The sequence below is a fragment of the Methylocaldum sp. RMAD-M genome (assembly GCF_017832375.1).
Taxonomy (GTDB): domain Bacteria; phylum Pseudomonadota; class Gammaproteobacteria; order Methylococcales; family Methylococcaceae; genus Methylocaldum.
Genome location: NZ_JAFIBZ010000007.1, coordinates 18,691 through 39,081, shown reverse-complemented (window position 1 = coordinate 39,081; position 20,391 = coordinate 18,691). Strand labels below are relative to the sequence as shown.

The window sequence follows — 20,391 nt, the reverse complement described above, 5'->3', positions numbered from 1 at the left end:
AAACCGGGAATTCGTAGGGTGGGTTAGGCCGCGAGGCCGTAACCCACCGAGCGACCTCGAATCGGTGGGTTACGCTCCGCTAACCCACCCTACGATGAGTGTTCACTCGAATGCCGAATGGAATTACGCGCACTCCCGCACCGCCCGGCCGTTGATCACTGCGCTTCAAGTGCGCCGTAACCCACGAAAGCAACGCTCGGTGGCCTTGCCGCTCGCTTTGATGGGTTACGGCGCACGCCTGGCTTGCTGGGTTGCGCGGATGGTCCGGGCGCACCCACCCCACCCCACCACGGGCCCTCGGCAAGCCCGAGTGAAATTCAGGAAACGAACGTTCCCTTGTTCCGCGACTTCGTCTGTTCCGCATATTCCTGCTCGTTGCGCTGCCACTTCGACCGGCCGTAGAGATAACCCACGAAGGTCCAAACCAGGGCGCCCAGCATCAGACGAAACGGAAGATTGCCCTGGGTGCTGAAGATATCGCCGAACACCTGGTGTTGATACACCACGGTAGAAAAGACAAACATGAACCCGCCCCATTGCAGCACGCCATGAGTCCAAACGAAGCGGCGTTTCCCGCGCGCTCGGGTTTGCTCCCATTCAGCCAGGCGTTGCGGCGTCCAGGTTTTTTGGGTGTTTTTCATATCGATTCCGATCCAATGGGCTCTGTACGAAATTTCGCATAGGCCGATCCGCGCCGAAAAACGCGCAGTAACTCCAAATCGCCTTCGATAAGGCATTCATTTTGTAGGATGGGTAGAGCGAAGCGAAACCCATCGATGGTGGGTTAGGCCGCGCGGCCTCGAATTGGTGGGTTACGCTCCGCTAACCCACCCTACGATTAATGTTCACTTGCATGTCGCATGGAATAAGGATTCTTACCGGCGCAGCTTTTCACTGATACAGTCAGCAAATCGAAAAAGACCGCATCGCGATTGAACAAAAACGAAATGCGGCGTACGGTTTCCCCTGTTGCTGCCCGAATATTACCACCGGCCTTTCTCCAGCACCTGACGAGCTTGATATCCGACCGATGAGCATGCCCACAGCCGACCGTCGCCACGCCTTCTTCGCGTTCCTGGTCTACCTGGTTTTCGTTGTGTACGGAAGCCTGGTGCCTTTCGAGTATCGCGCCTACACGTTCGATGAGGCAGTCAAACAGTTCTCCGCCATTCAGTATCTGGACCTGGGTATCGAATCGAGGGCCGACTGGGTGGCCAACATCGTGCTCTATGTGCCGTTGTCGTTCCTGGGCTGCGCATGGGGCGTCGGCATACGGTCGACCGGGGCACTGCGTCACCTGACGGCGCTGTCGATCTTCGTGTTCTGCCTCGCGGTCGCGGTCGCGGTGGAGTTCACCCAGATATTCTTCGCTCCCCGCACAGTCTCGCTGAACGATCTTTTGGCCGAGACGCTCGGCTCGGCCGGCGGAATCGCCCTCTTCGTCTTGGGACGATGGCGCATCGCGCGGCTGTTGGATGCGTTCGCGGAAGGCGGACGCGCATCGGTATATGCAGCGATGATCGCCTACCTGATTCTGTATCTCCTGCTGTCCCTGTTTCCCTACGACTTCGTTGTCTCAACCCAAGAACTTGCATGGAAGTTGAGCTCGGACAATTGGGGGTGGCTGATCGCGGGAAGCTGCAACGGCTGGCTGCGGTGCACGGCGCGTCAAGCGAGTGAAATTGTCGCGATTGCGCCGCTCGGCGTCTTCATCGCTCTCGCCGCTCCGGGAATGGGTTACCGCCGCATCTTCTTGATCGGAGCGATGCTGAGTCTGATCCTTGAACCCTTTCAATTGCTGCTCGCGTCGGGCGTGAGCCAAGGGCTTTCGGTACTATGGCGCGGAGCGGGACTGGTGGCGGGTGCCGCGATAGGCCGAATCCTGCTTCGGCATGGCCCCTCGCCCCTGGCCTGGATTATCAAGACCACGATACCCTTCGCCGCGTTGCCGTATATCCTGGCGCTGCTGGCGCTCGGCGGCTGGTTCTCGACCGCCTGGCTGCCGTTTGCCGATGCTATGGCGCGCCTCGCGGGCATCCGGATCATGCCTTTTTATTATCATTATTTCACTACCGAACAGGCCGCCCTGGTGAGCGTGCTCGCCCAGGCCGCCATGTACGCCCCGATCGGTCTCGCCGGGTGGGCTTTACGGACTCGAAGCCTAGGGGAGAAAACCCCCAGCATGCTGCAAGTGGCGTTTTTCGCCGCCGCGCTGGCGTTCCCCATCGAATTCGGCAAGCTCTTCGTTCCACCCAAGCACCCGGATTTCACCAATCTGCTGATCGCCGCAGCAAGTGCCGCGGTCACCTACGCGCTGGCGCGTTGGGTCGGAGTCGTACTGACCGGCAAGCGTGACGAGCCGATACAGCCGAGCACAACCCATGATCGAGAGTTCCCTCCGGCACATCCTCCGCCAACGCATCCCGAGGTCTACGGCACGCCACATCCTTTCGGCGTGCTGATCGCTTTCGCCGCGGCGCTGCTCGCTCTGGTCGGCATATTGTCCTATTCCGTCGGCACGCCATGGCTGATCGTGGCATTGGCGGGCTACGCGGCCTTGTTGTGGCGGTATCCCAGCGGATGGCTTTTCGCCGTTCCGGCTCTCCTGCCCGCGCTCGACTTGAGTCCCTGGACCGGCCGATTGATGCTGGACGAATTCGACCTGGTCGTCCTCGTCACACTCGCCGTGACCTATCTGCGGATTTACCGGATAAAGCCTCGGCCCTGGCCGAATCGAAGTTTGTCATGGGCGGTCGCGCTGCTGTGGGTAAGCGGATTGCTTGCCGGCGCGCGCGGCTTGTGGCCGCTTTGGGGAAATGAAGGAAATTTCTCCGACAGCTCCCATTCACCGCTGGAAGCCTGGATGGTCGGCAAGGGACTCTTGTGGGCGCTGCTATTCGTACCCCTCACACGGCGCATCCCTCCGGAAAACAGCGGAGCGGCTCTTCGCCAGATGGGAAATGGCTTGGTCGCCGGCTTGGCCATGGTGACGTTGGCCGTTTTATGGGAACGCCATGTGTACGTTGGGCTGGGAGACTTCGAAAACGTGTTTCGCGTAACCGGAACCTTCGCCAGCATGCACACCGGAGGCGCCTACATCGAGGCCTTCATCGCTTTCGCCTTTCCGGCGCTGGTGGTTTCGGTACTCGCAACGTCCAACCGGATGCTGAAGCTATTCGGCGTCGCATCCGCCATGGGCGTCAGCTATGCCATGCTGGTGACCTTTTCGCGCGGCGGATACGCCGCCCTCATTGCTGGCCTGGTGCCGGTACTGTTCAGCATGCTGAGGCAGCGGAAAGAATTTCCGATCCATCGCTGGCTGGCGCTCGCGGGACTTTTGACGGCCTCGGTTGCCGCCGCCGTTCCCGTGCTTTCCGGCGGATTCGCGCAATCCCGGCTGGCACGCATCTCGGAGGATCTCTCCATTCGGGAAGCGCACTGGAAGCGTGCTCTAGGTTTAATGGATGACGGACCGATGGCAGCACTCATTGGAATGGGTTTCGGGCAATATCCCGTTCTCTACGCATTGGGCGCGGAAACTACCAAAGCACCGGGCACCTATACCGTCATGCGCGACGGCGACAACCCTTATCTACGCCTCGGTGCCGGCGAGCCGGTTTTTCTCGATCAGATCGTCGACGTCGCCCCCGGCGAACATTACATACTTTCCGCCCGGATTCGGCAGGCTTCCGGCGGCGGCTTCCTCAGTGTTCCCCTCTGCGAAAAGGCGCTGCTTTACTCATTCGACTGTGTCTTGCCCGAACTGCGGCCGGAGTCGTCCGAAAGCAACTGGCAAACGGTCACCGTCGAGGTGAGTCCCGGAAAACTCGGCGGGAGCGGCAACTGGCCTTACCGGCCGGTAAAACTGTCGCTGCACAACAAGAGTTCCGATACCCCGCTTGACGTGGACGACATAAGTCTCATGACCGAGAAAGGACACGAACTGGTGGCTAACGGCGATTTCAGCGACGGAGTCGCCCGCTGGCTGTTCGTCGCCGATCAGGACTTGGCCTGGCATATCCACCAGCAAGCCGTGGAGATGTATTTTTCCCAAGGCTTGTTGGGACTGGCGGCTTTGGCGCTGCTGTTGCTCGGCGTCGGAAAAACTTGCGGACCGGCCCTGGCAAGTGGGGATTTAGATGCGGCGATCCTGCCCGGCGCGCTGCTGGCGTTTCTTACGGTGGGTCTCCTCGGCAGCACGATGGATACCCCACGGCTATCCATGCTGTTCTATCTAGGGGCGTTCGGTGCCGGCTTGCTGACGCGTGCCAATCAAGCCGGGAGACCTGTGCGGCGATTCTTGCAGGATGTAGTCCCGTAACTGAAATCCCCTGCTTCCATCGCAAACGGCCGCTTTAGTCTCGCTCCTTCCCGAACGTCACGGATCGGCAAACGGGATCGTCGGCACAGGCTTGCCGATCTCCGCTTGTAGGCCGGAATAATTCCATTCGGCATTCGAGTAGACATTATGTAGGGTGGGTTAGCGGAGCGTAACCCACCGATCCGAGGCCGCTCGGTGGGTTACGGCCGCGCGGCCTAACCCACCATCGATGGGTTTCGCTTCGCTCTACCCATCCTACAAAATGAATGCCGGATTGAAAGCGATTTGGAATAAGCCTGTCCTGAGCGAAGTAGAAAGTGCGCTAGCGGTCCCCGGCGAAAGAGCAGAGTTTTTTCGGAGACTCCTACAGATATCGATAGAGCTTGCCGGGCTCATCCGCTATAGTTACGACCGCTTGCGCGTCAATTCACCGGGGGATAAAACCATGAAATCAATCGTCATTCGGGGCGTGATCGTGTTCGTCAGCATCGCAGGCGAGGCGATGGCAGCGTGTACCGGCCCTAATCTCAACCAAATCCAGCTTTCAACGGCGTTATCAGGCATGACGGTCTGCGCGACTCGAGGCGCCGAGCGATGGCAGGAGCAGCACCAGGGTACCGGCGGCGGTACGCTCGTGGATTACAAGAATGGCCCTTCCGACCCGGTGGACCCGTCCGAAACAGTCGGCACTTGGAGTATCTCGGGCACTGGAGCAAACGCGGTTGTCCGTTACGACTATGGCAACGGCGGTACCTATGACTATCGTGTTTATGGCAACGGCGGCAACAGTTACAGTTTCTGCGACGCAAGCTCGGGCGAAGAAATTGTGGGCACTGTTGTAAGCGCCCCCCCTTGTCCGTAGCACGGTCTTCTCGGATAGCGATTGACAAAGGTGGCGGGCGACCCGAGCCCGCCGTGCGCGGCTGAAAGCCTTCCTGTACAAATAACGCCGACGGAGTGCGCTGATTGGATTCGCCGTACCCGTCCTCGGCTCCGATTCATGCCGCGCTTACTTTAAGGCAGAAAAAGCGGACATGCGCATTCATGTCCCGGAATACTTCGGGCAATGCCGTTAAGTTAAGCCGTCATTCCGGCAGGGATTGCCGGAATCCAGTACACAAGGAAGTGATAGGTGTCTGCCATCCATGGCTTCTGGACCCCGGCATTCCCTGCCGGGGTGACGTGCTTAACGCGAAAACTACGCGATTTTTGCCTGATCGACGTCCACCTGACTTGTTTTCTGCACCAGAGCAACGGGATTACGCGCGTTCACGATTCGTAGCAAACTTACCGATACCGAAATGATGATCAATAATTATGCGGAGCCATTTCTACAACCGGCTCCGGATATTTTCCACGCCCTACCGACGGCATTATGCCTGCAAAATCAACTAATCACGAAAAATAAGCCATGCCTGTATTAGTTCATGATTTATTGGCAAGAACCGCAGAGATAACACCTTCCAACCCTGCAATCCGCCACAAGGAGGCGAGCCTCACGTTCAGTGAGCTATCCGTCTCGGTATCGAAGCAGGCTCACGCATTATCGGCAGTCGGCCTTTTGCGCCAGCAGCGCGTCGCGGTCTATCTGCCCAAGCAAGTCGAAACGGTTGTCAGCTATTTGGCCGTCTCGCAGGCCGCCGGAGTATTCGTACCCGTTAATCCCGTGCTTAAGGCCGAGCAGGTCGCCTACATTCTTCAGGACTGCAATGTCAGGGTTCTGATCACGTCTCAAAGCCGCCTCAACGGCTTGATGGGCGTACTCGCAGCGTGCACCGATCTGCACACGGTCATCGTCACCGATTCGACCGAAGAACTGCCCGCGATCGCCGGGGTTCGGGTCTTAAGCTGGGCGGATTTGTCACGACTGGCACCATCCGCCGCAAAGCCGGCCAACCCGGTCATCATCGATACGGATATGGCCGCCATCTTGTATACCTCCGGCAGTACCGGCAAACCCAAAGGGGTCGTGCTTTCCCATCGGAATATCGTTACCGGCGCCAAGAGCGTCGCTCAGTATTTGGAGATCGTCCCCGAGGACCGCATCCTCGCCGTTCTGCCCTTCAGCTTCGATTACGGGCTGAACCAACTGACGACGGCATTGCTCAAAGGCGCCTGCTGTGTGTTGATGGATTACCTCTTGCCCAAGGATGTCGTCAATGCCCTGACGCGTTATCGCATTACCGGACTCGCGGCCGTTCCGCCGCTGTGGGCGCAGTTGGCTCAACTCCAATGGCCGGCAAGCATCGACGAACATCTGCGCTACATGACCAACTCCGGCGGAAAAATGCCGAAGGCGACGTTGGAGCGCATCCGGGATAACGCGCCTAGCGCCAGATTCTTTCTGATGTACGGTCTGACCGAAGCGTTCCGGTCCACTTACCTTCCGCCCGACCAAATCGATCTCCGGCCGGACTCGATGGGAAAGGCCATTCCGAACGCCGAAATCGTCGTCGTACGCGAGGACGGCACGCCCTGCGCGCCCCACGAGCCCGGAGAGTTGGTTCACAGGGGATCTCTCGTCGCTTTGGGCTATTGGAACGACCCCGAAAAAACCGCCGAACGTTTCCGACCCGCGCCAGGCCGCCCTCATGAATTACCGATACCGGAAATTGCCGTGTGGTCCGGCGATACCGTGACCATGGACGAGGAAGGCTATCTTTATTTCGTCGGGCGCAAGGACGATATGATCAAGACCTCGGGCTACCGGGTCAGCCCGACCGAAGTCGAGGAGGTCATTTATTCGACCGGGCTGGTCTCGGAAGCCGCCGTCGTCGGCGTGCCCCACCCGATCTTGGGCCAAGCGATCGTTGCGGTCATCTCCACCAGCCAGGCCGAAACGCCGACCGATAACTTGATCGAGGTTTGTCGCCAGCGGTTGCCGAACTTCATGGTACCGGCGTCGATTCAGCTTCTGCACAGCTTGCCGCGGAATCCGAACGGCAAAATCGATCGAAAACAACTCGCGGCGCAATTCGCCCGCCTCTACGAAGAGGGTGCCCATGAATAAGGAATCTCCCCGTCACGCCGCTCTGACTCAGTTTCCGATCGAAGATGATTGTCTGATCGTCGGCGGCATGAAATTGACCCGGCTGGCCGAGCGCGTCGGACGAACGCCGTTTTACGTCTACGACCGACGGCTCATCACGGAGCGCGTCGAACACCTCCGTAGGCACCTCCCCAAGGAAATCCACCTGCACTATGCGATCAAGGCCAACCCTATGCCGGCGGTCGTCCAGCACCTGGCGGGATTAGTGGATGGCCTCGACGTGGCTTCCGCAGGCGAAATGAAAGTCGCGCTCGACACCCCCATGCCTCCCGAGCACATCAGCATGGCCGGTCCCGGCAAGCGCGCCGAAGAGCTGTCTTGTGCGATCGCGGCCGGAATCTTGATCAACGTGGAATCCGCTCACGAACTGGATGTCATCGCCCGACAGTCGGAGCGCCTGGGTCATCCGGCAAGAGTCGCGATTCGCATCAACCCGGCGTTCGAGCTCAAGTCCTCGGGCATGAAAATGGGCGGAGGCCCCAAGCAGTTCGGCGTGGACGAGGAACTGGTGCCCGAACTGTTGCGGCGTGTAGGCAAATACCAACTGGATTTCCAGGGCTTCCATATTTTCAGCGGCTCCCAGAATTTGCGGGCGGAAGCCATTATCGAAGCCCAGCAGAAAAGTATCGAGCTTGCCCTGCGTTTGGCGGATCACTGCCCTTCGCCGATTCGCCTTTTGAACATCGGCGGCGGCTTCGGCATTCCGTATTTCCCGGGCGAGCAACCTCTCGATATCCGTCCGATCGGCGAGCAACTGACGGAACGTCTCGAGGAAATTCGGCCGCATCTTCCGAATGCTACGGTCGTCATCGAACTGGGCCGTTATATCGTCGGCGAAGCCGGTTTGTACGTTTGCCGAGTGGTTGATCGAAAAATGTCCCGCGGCCAAGTTTTCCTGGTGACCGATGGCGGGCTGCACCATCACCTCGCCGCGTCCGGAAACTTCGGTCAAGTCATTCGGAAGAATTATCCGGTGGTGATCGGAAACAAAGTCCAAGGCAAGGGGCGCGAAGAGGCCAGCGTGGTCGGCCCGCTCTGCACCCCCCTCGACATTCTCGCTGATCGAATGGATCTGGCACGGGCCGATATCGGCGATTTGGTGGCCGTTTATCAATCCGGCGCCTACGGATATACGGCGAGTCCGAATTTGTTTCTGAATCATCCTGATGCCGCTGAAGTGTTGGCCTAAACAGGCTCCGGAATAAGCTCGTGGCTTTCACCGAAAAACTGATCGGACGATGGTATAGCCCCGGCCCCGCAAACCTGTCGATATGAGTATTCCATGCGTGATTTGATAGTCACTCTGATCGTTTTCGGAAGTGTTCCTTTCATCTTCCGATCACCGGCCATCGGCATTCTGATGTGGTCGTGGCTCGCTTACATGAATGCCCATCGCGCCTGTTGGGGCTTCGCGAGAAGCATGCCATTTTCTTTGATAATTGCTCTATCGTTGCTGTTGTCACTATTGATCAGCAAAGAGGATAAAAAAATACCGTGGACTCGGGAAACGACAATGCTCGCCATCTTCATCCTCTGGATGCTGATCACCACGATTTTCGCCTTGAATCCGGAAGGAGCCTGGGAACAGTGGAACAAAATATGGAAAATTCAGCTTATTACCTTCCTGACGATGATGGTCATAAAGGACCAGCGCCGGATCTATCTGCTGGTTGCAACGATTGCGGCATCGCTGGGTTTTTATGGCGTGAAAGGAGGCATATTCACGATTTTGACCGCAGGAAGCTATCATGTCTGGGGGCCTGACGGAACCGTTATCGGCGGCAACAACGAGATCGGTCTGGCCTTGATCATGACCATCCCGTTGATCCGATATTTGCAAATGCACAGCAAACCGATCTGGCTCAAGAATGGCTGCTTGGCGGCCATGATATTGTGCGTTGTGGCAGTACTCGGAACTCAGTCCCGCGGCGCGTTGCTGGGTCTCGTCGCCATGGGAACCTTTCTCGTCATGAAAGGGAAAAACCGTTTCGCTTACTCCATACTGGCGATCTTCGGCGGCTTGACCCTCTATATGTTCATGCCCGATTCCTGGCATGAGCGCATGGGGACCATCAAAAGCTACGACCAGGATGGATCCGCCATGGGGCGCATCAATGCCTGGGGATTTGCGATAAATTTGGCCATGAGCCGGTTATTGGGCGGGGGCTTCGAAACATTCGATCCTTATCTGTTCAAGATTTATGCTCCCAATCCGGACGATTACCATGATGCCCACAGTATTTATTTCGAAATACTCGGGGAACACGGTTTTATCGGTTTAGCTATTTATCTCACCCTCGCTCTCTTTACCTGGCGGAGCGCGGCCCGTATTGCCAAGGAAGCCAACCATTACCCCGAGTTAAAGCCGCTTGCCGATTTAATGCGCATGATTCAGGTGAGTTTGGTTGGATACGCAGTCTCGGGAGCATTTCTGGGAATGGCATACTTCGATCTGTATTATGCCTTGATCTCTATCGTCGTGATGTCCGGCTATGTGGTGCGGAGATACGCCACGAATACCGACATGACCGAAAATTCCCAAGCGACTATATCCGAATCGACCGTCTCGACACCCGGCAGAAGCGGCTCATTCGTGCGTAAACCGATCAGGCCGGGCTAAGTACGAAACCTTTGGATGTTACGGACGCCTCGAACCGTCATTCACCGGCGGCAACATAGGCAGTCTGGTGAAAACGAACGACAGCAGATATTTTTGTGCCAGCCGACTGGACCGTCGAGGATATTTCCGGACATCCCGCAGTGCGATGAGAAAAAGCTTATTCCAAATCGCTTTCAATCCGGCATTCATTTTGTAGGATGGGTGGAGCGAAGCGAAACCCATCGATGGTGGGTTAGGCGTACATCAGCACTGATCGACCGCCGATCACTGTGCTTCGCGTGCGCCGTAACCCACCGAGCAACCTTCAATCGGCGGGTTACGCGGAGCCTGTCGCGAGCGGAGCCGAGGGGCTAACCTACCCTACGATTCATGTTCGCTTGAATGCCGAATGGAATAATTTCAAAACAATTAACCTGGTGAGTACAAATACGTGAACGTTGAAAAACTGGTAAAAGACATACTGAAACAACATTTGCAATTGGGTGATTCCGTTAATCGTTTTACGCCCGAAACTGCATTGTTAGGCGATTTACCGGAACTGGATTCGATGGGTGTCGTTAATATTATTACCGCTATAGAAGAAAGCGTGGGCTGCACAATCGATGACGACGAAATCAGTGCCGATGTCTTTGCTACGTTAGGTTCATTGATGTCGTTTGTCGAGAGCAAGCTATGAATGCTCATCAAGCTCTAGATATTAGCTTGCAACCCTTTTACTTATCCGGCACTCGAGGAAACATTTTTTGCCTGTTTGCGCCGCCCCGAAACAAACAAGCGCCGGTATTGCTTTTTTTACCCTCATTCGCCGAAGAGTTGAATCGCTGCCGCGTCATGGTAGCGCTGCAAGCCAGAAAGCTCGCTGCTCTAGGCGTCGGCAGCCTGCTGATCGACTATTACGGCACCGGCGATAGCCAAGGCGATTTTTCGCAGACCGATTGGCAGCAGTGGAAAGATGACGCCGATACCGCCTACTCCTGGCTGGCGGATCAGGGATATAGCAATATCGGCTTGTGGGGACTTCGCCTGGGTGCATTGCTCGCCACGGAATTGGCGTGCCAACAGCCGGACAGATTCATCCGATTGCTCCTCTGGCAACCGGTGTTGGATGGCTCGGTCCTATTAACGCAATTTTTTCGTATCCGTTTGGCCATGCTAATGGATAGAGGCGAGCCGAAAGAGACCACTAAACAAATGCGAGAGCATTTACGGCAAGGTCACAATCTGGAAGTTGCTGGTTATGAACTAACGCCGCAATTGGTCAGCGCCATAGATGAGAAAAAGCTGTCGAATTACGACATGCTAAACCCCGCTCTACAAATCGATTGGTTCGAGGCGGTTGTCGAAGACGGGCAAACACTGTCGCCCGCCAGCGAAAAAGCCATCGCTGCTTGGCTCGAAAAGGGCATACGCGTTCGGCCCCATACCTATTCCGGCCCTTTCTTCTGGCAGTTGCACGAACGTGAGCTAACTCCAGAGTTAATCGACAAAACCACCGAATTGTTTCGCAACTGACCGATTGTAGGCCTATGAGTCCCGAAGAAATCCCTTTAATCATTAATTGTCACGGCTCGCCGCAAATCGGCATTTTGCACAAACCGTCAAACAGCAAAAATACGGCGGTCGTCGTAGTGGTAGCCGGCGGCCCCCAATACCGGGTCGGCTGTGCCCGGCAACTTATTCTTTGGAGTCGGCGATTAGCGGAGGACGGCTATCCCGTATTGCGATTCGATTATCGCGGCTTTGGTGACAGCGGCGGCGAATTTAAAGGCTTTGAGCATATAGACGATGATATACGCAGCGCGATCGATCAGCTGCAGCAGCAAGTCCCGAACATAGATGACATAGTCTTATGGGCTGAGTGTAATGCCGCCTCGGCGGTAATGATGTACGCCTGGCAGGACAGCCGCGTTAAGCGGCTCATCATGCAGAATCCCTGGGTGCGCAACGAAGCCACACAGGCCCGAACCTACATCAAACACTACTATCTCATGCGGATCATGCAAAAGAGCTTTTGGCTCAAATTGGCTACATTCCGATTCAATCCGCTGACCGCTTTGAGTTCGCTCCTGGATCTATGGCGAACGTCGATGCAAGCCGAGCAGAATTCGAACCGGATCAAAGACCGGGATTTCGACGATCTGGAAACCTATCAGGAAAAAATGCGTGAAGGATTGGCGCGTTTTAAGGGCAAGGTTTTGCTGTTTATGAGCGGGTACAGCCTGATAGGCAAGGAATTCGACGAACTCGTAAACCTTTCCGAGCGTTGGCAGGCCATATTGAATAATCTCGATCTAACCCGAATCGACGAGCCCGACGCCGATCATACGTTCTCACGCGCCATCGACCGAGAAAAACTTATCGATAATGCGCTCCGATGGCTGAACGGCGATGTTCGGATCAGTTAGATTCGTTCTGGCATTGATGGTGGTTTTCCATCATCTGTTTCTGCCTGTTCTGATAGGACCCTTCGCGGTATTCGGGTTCTACATGATGAGCGGCTATCTGATGAATCTGGTCATGCACGAGAGCTATGGCTTTTCGTTGCGTGGCCGACTCTCTTTCGCCTTGAATCGATTTTTGCGGCTTTATCCTCAATATTGGTTTTCCTGTCTTTTTTCCATCTTCCTGATCGCTTGGCTCGGAGAGGAGCTGACAAAAACTTATCATCATTCCATTTACCGCCCTACCGAACTTACGGACTATATATTTAATCTTTTGATGATATTTCCGGGTTGGTACCCTGTGGACGTCAATCCTCGCCTGGTTCCTCCGACCTGGGCGATAACGGTCGAGTTGTTTTTTTACGCGACCATTTGCATGGGGATCGCCAAAACCGCGGCAAGAACACTCGTCTGGTTTCTGGTATCCGTCGCTTATTTTGCCGTTTCATATCAGATGAATTGGCCGGATGCCGACCGTTATTTCCCGATTCCCGCAGCGTCCTTGCCATTCTCGATCGGAGCCGCTCTTTATTTTCTATCGAAACACGGCGCCATAACGAACTTTTTCAAAACCTATTCTCCGTCGTCCGACTTTTATTTATCGATACTCCTGATCAATGCCGCGTTTTCAGTTGCTCTCACTAAGCTGAACGGCGATAGCGCCTCCATCCGCGACATCGCTTTTTATATCAATTTGTTGGTCTGTTTTCTTCTCTATCTGAACATCATCAACGGCAGAACTTTGGGAGTCGTGAACAAGTTTGTCGACAAGCTACTCGGTGATCTTTCATACCCATTTTATTTGTTGCATTGGCAAGTCGGCCTGGTCGCCTCCTATTTTCTCTTTTCGAAACCGCTGCATGAGTTCTCCTTAAATGGACTGATCAGCGTATCGGCTTCGATCATCCTGCTGTTTGTCATTTCATTGGGCTTGATCGCGTTGATCGACAAACCGATTCAATTGCTAAGAGCGAAAATCAAAAAAAGACATTCCGACTCACGTACATTGGGGTATCCGCTGCCCCGGCGGGAGAGCATCTCGCCGAGCGCTCAAGATTTGCGTCAGGAACTCGCGGCGCGCCCGGCCAAGTGCGCGATGCAGGCCGATCTACAGCAATTTCGAGCCGATGGAGAACCGGATTTCATGACAAGCGGCAAGTTGTCGAACGATAAATTCCGGGAAGGAACCGATTAGCGCGGTTCGAGCTTTCTACTGGCGAGTATCGAAATGGCCTTCTTCTTCCGGCAGGAACGCATCAAGATGACAAGGGCGATTCGAGACCGCGGGTTAGATGCCGAACACCAAGGCTGCGAGACGATGAGACTTAATTACCCTCGGGTTGTTTGCTACACGAAAGTTGACCTGTGACCACCGTAAAAAAATCGCTTGTCTATTCCCTGGCCGACACTTATCTGCAAGTCGCCATTCAGCTCGGCTCCAGCATGATCCTCGCCCGCCTGCTCACGCCGAATGAGATCGGTGTTTTCTCCGTCGGCGCGGCCGTTCTCGCGATCGCCCACATGCTCCGGGATTTCGGCGTGGGCAGCTACATCATCCAGGAAAAAAACCTTACCAAAGACCGTCTTAAAGCCGCGTTCGGCATCACCATGCTGGCCGCATGGAGCATCGCCCTTGGCCTGTACCTTTCTAGGCATGTCATCGCCGATTTCTACCGTGAACCGGCATTGGTGCAAATCATGGCCTGGATGAGCCTCAATTTCGTCATCATCCCCTTCAGCTCGCCGGTACTGGCCCTGTTCAAACGCGAGATGAAGTTTCATCTGCTGATGTATATAGGCCTCATCAGCACCATCGCTTCCGCCGGAACGAGCATCTATTTGGCCTATCAGGGCCATGGCTTCATGAGCCTGGTCTGGGGCTCCTTGGTCAATATCTTGACCACCGCGCTGACGGCGACAGCCCTTAGACCCAAAGACTCGTTTGTCTTACCGAGCTTAAAGGGAAGTAAGCATGTATTTTCGTTCAGTGGAAAATCGAGCCTAACCAACGTTCTCGGGCAAGTTGGCTACAACGTTGCTGAGTTAGTGATAGGAAAATCTCTCGGCTTTTCCAACGTCGCGATCTACAGCAAAGCGCAGACCATAGTCAGTATGTTCTCACAGCAGTTCATGGGTTCTATACGGAATGTCTATTACCCGGTGATTGCTCAGCAAAATCGCGAGAACAAACCCCTTGGCCCGGCTTTTCTCAATGCCACTGTCTATGTTACGTCTATAGCTTTTCCCTTTTACGGATTCCTCGCCCTTTATGCCGACGAAATCATATTATTAATGTTCGGCGACCAGTGGTTGGCATCTGCGGAAATCATAAGAATTCTGGCGTTAGGAGGCGTAATTTTTTCCATGTGGTCCTTTGCCCCTAATACATTATATGCGCTCAATAAACCGGGATTGGTTTTGAAAGCCGAAATTTTAATTCAAAGCTTAAGAGTTCTCGCCATAATTCCAGCTGCATCTATTTCTTTGAGTGCCCTCGCCCTGGCGCAGGTTGCAATCTACGTTATCAGCTTTATTATTTACCTCTTTATACTCTCTCCTCTCATAGAGCTAAAGTTTTGGCGATTCCTCTTTCAATCCACAATACCTGGATGCCTCATTACGATTATTTCTCTAACTGCCCCGCTTTACATGAAGCAAAGCCTCGCCACTGACATAGACAACTCGTTTCTCCTGCTAGCATTGGCGGGAACAACATTCACTCTATCCTGGTTAACATCCATGTTTTTGACAAAACATCCGGTCAGAAAAGAAATAGTCAGTTTGCTCTTTTTAAGAAAGGCAACCACATGATTTTCATTTGCTGTTAACAGCCCAGTTATTTTGATGCTTTATACCTTTTATAAGGTACGACAAACCCGTTTGATGACATATGCGGTAAAGGACCAAATAGAAAATAAAACTCTGTAGCTTAACAATATATTTGGACAAATTAAGGCTTATGATGCACTTCAGCAAAAACTCAAATTTGAAGAACATCTTCCCCCATTGAGAGGTGGGCTGCTTCACCTAATTTTATAAATTTTATAATAATCATTCATATTATCTTTATAGTCGAAGCAGATAATACTTCATTAAACAGACAAATATCGGCTATCGTTGCTAGAAGAAGCGAGACGAATATAACGATTGCGACGACAACATTGTAAGCAGCCGGAGCCAATCTTATACCTCTAAGATGTTGTCGAAAAGTTATTCTCTAAACTGGATAAACCATTGAAATATAGACGCCGATGAGACCCGAAATTTCCGTCGCCATCCCCGTTTACAACCGCGCCGATTATCTCAAGGAAACCCTAGATTCGGTCTTGAATCAGACCTATCCACCTGCCGAGGTCGTCGTGGTGGACGACGGATCGACGGATCATACGCCCGAGGTGTTAGCGAGTTACGGCAAGCGTATCAAATCGATCCGCATAGAAAATTCCGGGCCCGGCATCGCCCGAAAAACAGCTGCCGAAGCGACTACTTGCCCCTGGCTGGCATTTTGCGACAGTGACGATATTTGGCTTCCGGAGCACCTGCAACGCCGAGTTTCTTTACTTGACAAGCATCCGGAGGTCGATTTCAGTTTTTCCGATTTAATTCCGTTCGGGCCATCCGCTCTGCCCGATCGCACTTATTTTTCCGACGCACCCGAAAATTGGTGGCAACGTTTTGGCACTCCAGACGCCGATAATTGCATTGTCATGGGAAACGACGCCTATCGCTCTTTTTTGGTGTTTAACCCCGGTTCACCCGTCACTACTGTGATGACCCGCGATTTATACGACAAGATCGGTGGAATCGATCCCCGTTATTCCCATATGGTAGCCCAAGATGCCGATGTGGCGCTGAAAGCGGCGTTACACGGCTATGTACTTTGCGATCTCACCGCAACTGCAAAACAGCGCCGGCATACAGGCAATAGATCGGCCGCGATTCTAAAAAGCTATCTCGGCGCTTGCCGGATCAGAGAAGATCACATTAAGTTGAAAGTTGCGCCCGATCAGCATCACGATGCAGTCGATGACGCCATACGAGTCATGCTGCAAAACGCTTTTCTGGCGGCGTATTACGCAGAGGACGAAAAGGCTTTAAGAGAAATCGTCGGCAGACTCGGCTTCGCCCGATTAACCACAAAGAACAAACTGCGGTTTATCCGATCCCTCCTGCGCCGCGCTTTTTGAGTTTTATGATCACATTACTTCAGAACATCAAATATCACCCGGCCGTTTCCGATCAGGTTCGTCGTTATTATCGATTCCGCTGCCGAAATTTAAAAAAAATGGTTTTTGTCGCCACCACTGGCCGCAGCGGAACGATGACCTTGGGCGACATTTTCAACGCCATCCCCGGCTGCAAAGCGGAACACGAACCGTATCCCGCGATGTTCGACGACGTACTTACCGCAAAATCCCTAGGTAATGAGGATTACGTCAGAAATATTTACTGGCGAATCAAGTCGATCAATCTTTGGCGCGCCGCCTCGGGATACGAATTTTATTTCGAATCCAACCACATGTTCGTTAAGACCTATATCGAATATGCGATACAGGACTTCGGCGAGAGGGCTTTGATTATTCACCTGGTGCGCGATCCGGTGAAAGTGGCGAATTCCATTTACGCTTTGCAGGATTTTCCGGGAACGGTCGAAGGCAATAAATGGTGGCTCGATTACAGGACAGCGGACAATTTACTGGCCATCGCGGATATTCTCGATGCCGACGAGGAGTTCAGGCATCCGTTTTATAAGGGCCTTTGGTACTGGTACGAAATAGAGGCGCGCATCGCCTCGTGGAAACAAAAGCTGCCCCAGGTGACGTTCTTGCATTTTCGGACGGAAGATTTTAACGACCACGAAAAAACCTGCACGCTCCTAAGAGACATCGGTGTCGACTTCGATTCCGATCGGGTCGCGGCGAGGATCAGCACGAAATCGAACACCCGCCCCGATCAAAAAATTGCCGAGCCCTTGCCGGCCAGCGAAGCCGCGGAACGGCATCAGCGCTTTCGTGAATTCTTACTGGCCCGGGGTTTGATCGCTTAACGCCTTTATGAAAGATCCTTATCGCGTGCTCGTTCTGGATGCCGATTTCGTTTCTTGTTTGCCTATCGTTCGTTCACTGGGGCGGCGAGGGATCGTTTGTGATATTGCAAGCCCTCACTCCGCGCCCATAGCCCGATATTCCCGATACGCCAATAAGCATTGGCAATATCCCGATCCGCTGACTCAGGGCGCTGCTTTCGTCGATTATCTTGCCGAGCACCTGAGCAAGGTCTCGTATTCCCTGGTCATCCCGGTCACCGAACGAACGCTTGTTCCTTTGGCGCGCTCGCCAAAAATGGCGCCGTTTGCCGATCTATTGGCGATCGCTCCGAGGAACAGTCTGAACAAGGTGCTGGACAAAGCCGAAACCATGGCGCTTGCACGACAGTGTGACGTGCCGACACCCTTCAGCTACCCGATTGCGCGGGCCGAGGAGTTATCGGAGTTCGTCGGCGAACTGGAATATCCGGTCGTACTGAAGCCGGCCCACTCGATATCCGGCGGAGATGACCGTCGGCCCTTGAACGTCGCTTATGCGCACGACGACGGAGAACTTTTCAAATTAGCGCAGTCGATGTTGGACCATGGTCCGTTCTTGCTCCAGCGATATGCGCGAGGCGTCGGCGCCGGTATCGAGCTGTTGGCGAACCACGGCGAAATCGTTTATGCGTTTCAACACGAACGTTTGCATGAGTTGCCTTTAACCGGCGGCGGCAGCTGCTATCGCAAGAGCGTCGCCGTCAACCCGGTCCTGCTTGCCGCCTCGCGGAGATTGATCAAGGCGCTGGACTGGCACGGCGTGGCGATGGTCGAATTCAAATGGAACCCCGCGACCGGCGAATACTGGTTGATGGAAATCAATGGGCGTTTTTGGGGATCTTTGCCTTTGGCATGTGCGGCCGGCGCCGACTTCCCGGTAAAACTGTTTGATCTGCTGGTTCTGAATCAGTTGCCCACGGATTCGAATTACCGCGAGCATGTTTACTGCCGCAAATTATCGGCGGACGTGTATTGGTACGAGCAAGTGCTGCGCCGCAGCGGCGATCCGAAGCTGGTGGCTTATCCGAGCGCTCGGCAACTGCTTTTAGATGCCTTATTTATATTGCATCCTACCCGCCATTTTTTCGATGTGCAGCAATGGCGCGATCCGCTACCGGGCCTAATGGATTTCGTCGAGCTTCTTAATGGCTACCTTCAGCGGATCCGGGGCATAGTCGGTGATAAATATCTTCTCAAGAGACACGGCTCCACCGGTATGCGCACCGCATTAACACGAAAATTGGGGCAGGCTAAAACCGTTTTATTCGTGTGCTATGGAAATATCAACCGAAGCGCTTTGGCGCAAGTGCTCGCGGAAAATGGCGTCAATCCGTCGAAGATCCGCTTCGATTCAGCGGGTTTTCATCCGGAAGATAACCGTCCCGCCGACCCGAATATGATTAAAGTGGCCCGATCCCATGGGTTCGATATGACGGGCTGTCGTTCCAAGCGCCTCGACAAGCTAACGGTGGACAGCGCCGATATTATTTTCGTTATGGAAGGGCAACAATATCGGCGCTTGGTATCCGAATATCCGGAAGCGAAAGACAGGACTTTTTTACTGGGTAGCCTAACTAAACAGCAATTTTCCGATATCGATATCACCGATCCTTACAATCAGGCGATGTCCGAGTATGAAAACTGCTTCAATCGAATACAACACGCGATCAACGAATTGAGCAGAATTCATCGGTCAAAATAAGGTTACCGTATCGATTTGAAGGACAGCCCAAGGCTGTAAAGCCCCCATTTCAGGGTCGGAAAGACCGCGAAAGCCGACCGCGCGAAACAGCCTGCCGAGATTTTGCGATTTTCGGCCAATAACTCCTCGGTTAGCATTTTTTGGGTATTCGCCAGGCTAACTCGGACATAATCAAGCACGGGTTTCGCCTTGCAGATCAATAGCAAGCGTTGGTAGACGCTCATCTCCAGCAAGCGTCGGTCGCGTAGACTCATCTTATTGGAGACCGATTCGCCCTGACGCTTTTCAGGAGCAAAGTGGGTTACGCAGATTTCCGGCCGATAGAGTACCGAACCGGAACGCTCGCAAGCCCTGACGAACAAATCGACATCCTCGGCAAAGCGAGTATGTTCCCAAAATCCTTCCAACTCATCTAACAGGTCCTTTGCAAGGATAATGCTGTCCAGATGGGCGTAATCCGGATAGGACAGGATTTGTTCTAGGGATAAGCGATAAACCTCGTGGTTTCCAAGTTTTTCAGCATTCTCTAAATGGCGCTGCACCTGGGTCATATGCCGTTCCATGATGACCTGATTCTGTTCATTTTTAATTTGTAAGCCAGCGATATAAACTCGCTCGCCTTGTTCTTTTAACACCTCCGCGGCAACGGCCAAATGGTCGGTTCCGTGCCAGCAATCGTCGTCGTCGCAAAAGGCAACATACTGCCCCTGCGCATGGCTTAAACCGATGTTTCTAACGGTCGATGGCCCCGAGCCTCCGGTCCCCGCGGCATTGATCGCGTGCCAGCGATAGCGTTGATCGTATTGACCAAGCAACGCTTGATGGCCGTCTCGAATGGATTGGGATGATCCGTCATCCAAAACCAGCACTTCGTAATCGGCGTATGTTTGTTGCCAGATTCCGTCCAGGCAGTTTTTTAGCTCCTGACCTCTATTCCGGGTCGGAACGATGATTGAAAAAAAAGGCTTGCTAGTATTCATGACTGAGTATGCTTTTGATTTTTATGTTATCAGGAGCGTCTTGTAAGACTTTGGAATGCCGATCCCGGAACCGAAAGCACGTATCGCCAAAAATATGGATCTTTGCCTTTCATTGCGATGACCGACTCAAAGCAGTCACAAACGAGCCACCGATTATTGGCGATTGGCGGTAGAATTTCAGGGCCGTCATCT

At 53.9% G+C, this 20,391-nt stretch carries 15 protein-coding genes; 13 read left to right on the top strand and 2 right to left on the bottom strand.

Annotated features, from left to right (window positions below; genetic code table 11):
* Positions 1 to 317: 317 nt before the first annotated feature.
* Entirely contained in the window at positions 318 to 641 is a 324-nt protein-coding gene (locus JOD69_RS09170) for a hypothetical protein (protein ID WP_156881029.1), read from the bottom strand.
* A 389-nt stretch (positions 642 to 1,030) separates the two neighbouring features.
* On the opposite strand from JOD69_RS09170, the gene JOD69_RS09165 reads away from it, so the two are divergent.
* From JOD69_RS09165 to JOD69_RS09105, 13 genes are all read left to right on the top strand, one after another.
* Positions 1,031 to 4,321, top strand: a complete 3,291-nt coding sequence (locus tag JOD69_RS09165; protein ID WP_210023904.1) for a VanZ family protein — start codon at positions 1,031 to 1,033, stop codon at positions 4,319 to 4,321.
* A gap of 445 nt (positions 4,322 to 4,766) precedes the next feature.
* Complete coding sequence (locus JOD69_RS09160) at positions 4,767 to 5,183, top strand: hypothetical protein (protein WP_086135623.1); 417 nt, start codon at positions 4,767 to 4,769, stop codon at positions 5,181 to 5,183.
* Positions 5,184 to 5,732: 549 nt separating this feature from the next.
* Entirely contained in the window at positions 5,733 to 7,331 is a 1,599-nt protein-coding gene (locus JOD69_RS09155) for an acyl-CoA ligase (AMP-forming), exosortase A system-associated (protein WP_086135595.1), read from the top strand.
* Positions 7,324 to 8,559: a pyridoxal-dependent decarboxylase, exosortase A system-associated gene (locus JOD69_RS09150; RefSeq protein WP_086135596.1), complete on the top strand. Its 1,236-nt coding sequence runs from the start codon at positions 7,324 to 7,326 to the stop codon at positions 8,557 to 8,559. The genes JOD69_RS09155 and JOD69_RS09150 overlap by 8 nt, the downstream gene beginning before the upstream one ends.
* 93 nt (positions 8,560 to 8,652) lie before the next feature.
* A complete protein-coding gene (locus JOD69_RS09145) occupies positions 8,653 to 9,990 on the top strand; it encodes a putative O-glycosylation ligase, exosortase A system-associated (RefSeq protein ID WP_077730106.1) in 1,338 nt (445 codons plus the stop codon).
* Between the two features lie 430 nt (positions 9,991 to 10,420).
* Positions 10,421 to 10,666, top strand: coding sequence for an acyl carrier protein (locus JOD69_RS09140; protein WP_077730104.1), 246 nt, complete (start codon positions 10,421 to 10,423; stop codon positions 10,664 to 10,666).
* Entirely contained in the window at positions 10,663 to 11,502 is an 840-nt protein-coding gene (locus JOD69_RS09135) for a hydrolase 2, exosortase A system-associated (protein ID WP_077730103.1), read from the top strand. The genes JOD69_RS09140 and JOD69_RS09135 overlap by 4 nt, the downstream gene beginning before the upstream one ends.
* A gap of 14 nt (positions 11,503 to 11,516) precedes the next feature.
* Positions 11,517 to 12,395, top strand: a complete 879-nt coding sequence (locus tag JOD69_RS09130) for a hydrolase 1, exosortase A system-associated (protein ID WP_086135597.1) — start codon at positions 11,517 to 11,519, stop codon at positions 12,393 to 12,395.
* Complete coding sequence (locus JOD69_RS09125; protein ID WP_086135598.1) at positions 12,379 to 13,626, top strand: acyltransferase; 1,248 nt, start codon at positions 12,379 to 12,381, stop codon at positions 13,624 to 13,626. The genes JOD69_RS09130 and JOD69_RS09125 overlap by 17 nt, the downstream gene beginning before the upstream one ends.
* Positions 13,627 to 13,796: 170 nt before the next feature.
* Positions 13,797 to 15,242 (top strand): lipopolysaccharide biosynthesis protein, encoded by a 1,446-nt coding sequence (locus tag JOD69_RS09120; RefSeq protein WP_086135599.1) that lies wholly within the window; start codon positions 13,797 to 13,799, stop codon positions 15,240 to 15,242.
* Positions 15,243 to 15,682: 440 nt separating this feature from the next.
* On the top strand, positions 15,683 to 16,618 hold the full coding sequence (locus tag JOD69_RS09115) for a glycosyltransferase family A protein (protein ID WP_086135600.1): 936 nt from the start codon (positions 15,683 to 15,685) through the stop codon (positions 16,616 to 16,618).
* Positions 16,619 to 16,623: 5 nt separating this feature from the next.
* Positions 16,624 to 17,478, top strand: a complete 855-nt coding sequence (locus tag JOD69_RS09110) for a sulfotransferase domain-containing protein (protein ID WP_086135601.1) — start codon at positions 16,624 to 16,626, stop codon at positions 17,476 to 17,478.
* A gap of 7 nt (positions 17,479 to 17,485) precedes the next feature.
* Positions 17,486 to 19,219 (top strand): ATP-grasp domain-containing protein, encoded by a 1,734-nt coding sequence (locus JOD69_RS09105; protein ID WP_086135602.1) that lies wholly within the window; start codon positions 17,486 to 17,488, stop codon positions 19,217 to 19,219.
* 2 nt (positions 19,220 to 19,221) lie between these two features.
* On the opposite strand, the gene JOD69_RS09100 is transcribed toward JOD69_RS09105, so the two are convergent.
* Positions 19,222 to 20,199, bottom strand: a complete 978-nt coding sequence (locus tag JOD69_RS09100; protein ID WP_086135603.1) for a glycosyltransferase family A protein — start codon at positions 20,197 to 20,199, stop codon at positions 19,222 to 19,224.
* Positions 20,200 to 20,391: the final 192 nt, after the last annotated feature.

What these genes read in the sequence shown, in the direction of transcription:
- JOD69_RS09115 (WP_086135600.1), top strand. Translation starts at nt 15,683, where the DNA reads ATGAGACCCGAAATTTCCGTCGCCATCCCCGTTTACAACCGCGCCGAT.
- JOD69_RS09125 (WP_086135598.1), top strand. Translation starts at nt 12,379, where the DNA reads ATGTTCGGATCAGTTAGATTCGTTCTGGCATTGATGGTGGTTTTCCAT.
- JOD69_RS09165 (WP_210023904.1), top strand. Translation starts at nt 1,031, where the DNA reads ATGAGCATGCCCACAGCCGACCGTCGCCACGCCTTCTTCGCGTTCCTG.
- JOD69_RS09105 (WP_086135602.1), top strand. Translation starts at nt 17,486, where the DNA reads ATGAAAGATCCTTATCGCGTGCTCGTTCTGGATGCCGATTTCGTTTCT.
- JOD69_RS09170 (WP_156881029.1), bottom strand. Translation starts at nt 641, where the DNA reads ATGAAAAACACCCAAAAAACCTGGACGCCGCAACGCCTGGCTGAATGG.
- JOD69_RS09135 (WP_077730103.1), top strand. Translation starts at nt 10,663, where the DNA reads ATGAATGCTCATCAAGCTCTAGATATTAGCTTGCAACCCTTTTACTTA.
- JOD69_RS09130 (WP_086135597.1), top strand. Translation starts at nt 11,517, where the DNA reads ATGAGTCCCGAAGAAATCCCTTTAATCATTAATTGTCACGGCTCGCCG.
- JOD69_RS09160 (WP_086135623.1), top strand. Translation starts at nt 4,767, where the DNA reads ATGAAATCAATCGTCATTCGGGGCGTGATCGTGTTCGTCAGCATCGCA.
- JOD69_RS09100 (WP_086135603.1), bottom strand. Translation starts at nt 20,199, where the DNA reads ATGAATACTAGCAAGCCTTTTTTTTCAATCATCGTTCCGACCCGGAAT.
- JOD69_RS09150 (WP_086135596.1), top strand. Translation starts at nt 7,324, where the DNA reads ATGAATAAGGAATCTCCCCGTCACGCCGCTCTGACTCAGTTTCCGATC.
- JOD69_RS09145 (WP_077730106.1), top strand. Translation starts at nt 8,653, where the DNA reads ATGCGTGATTTGATAGTCACTCTGATCGTTTTCGGAAGTGTTCCTTTC.
- JOD69_RS09110 (WP_086135601.1), top strand. Translation starts at nt 16,624, where the DNA reads ATGATCACATTACTTCAGAACATCAAATATCACCCGGCCGTTTCCGAT.
- JOD69_RS09155 (WP_086135595.1), top strand. Translation starts at nt 5,733, where the DNA reads ATGCCTGTATTAGTTCATGATTTATTGGCAAGAACCGCAGAGATAACA.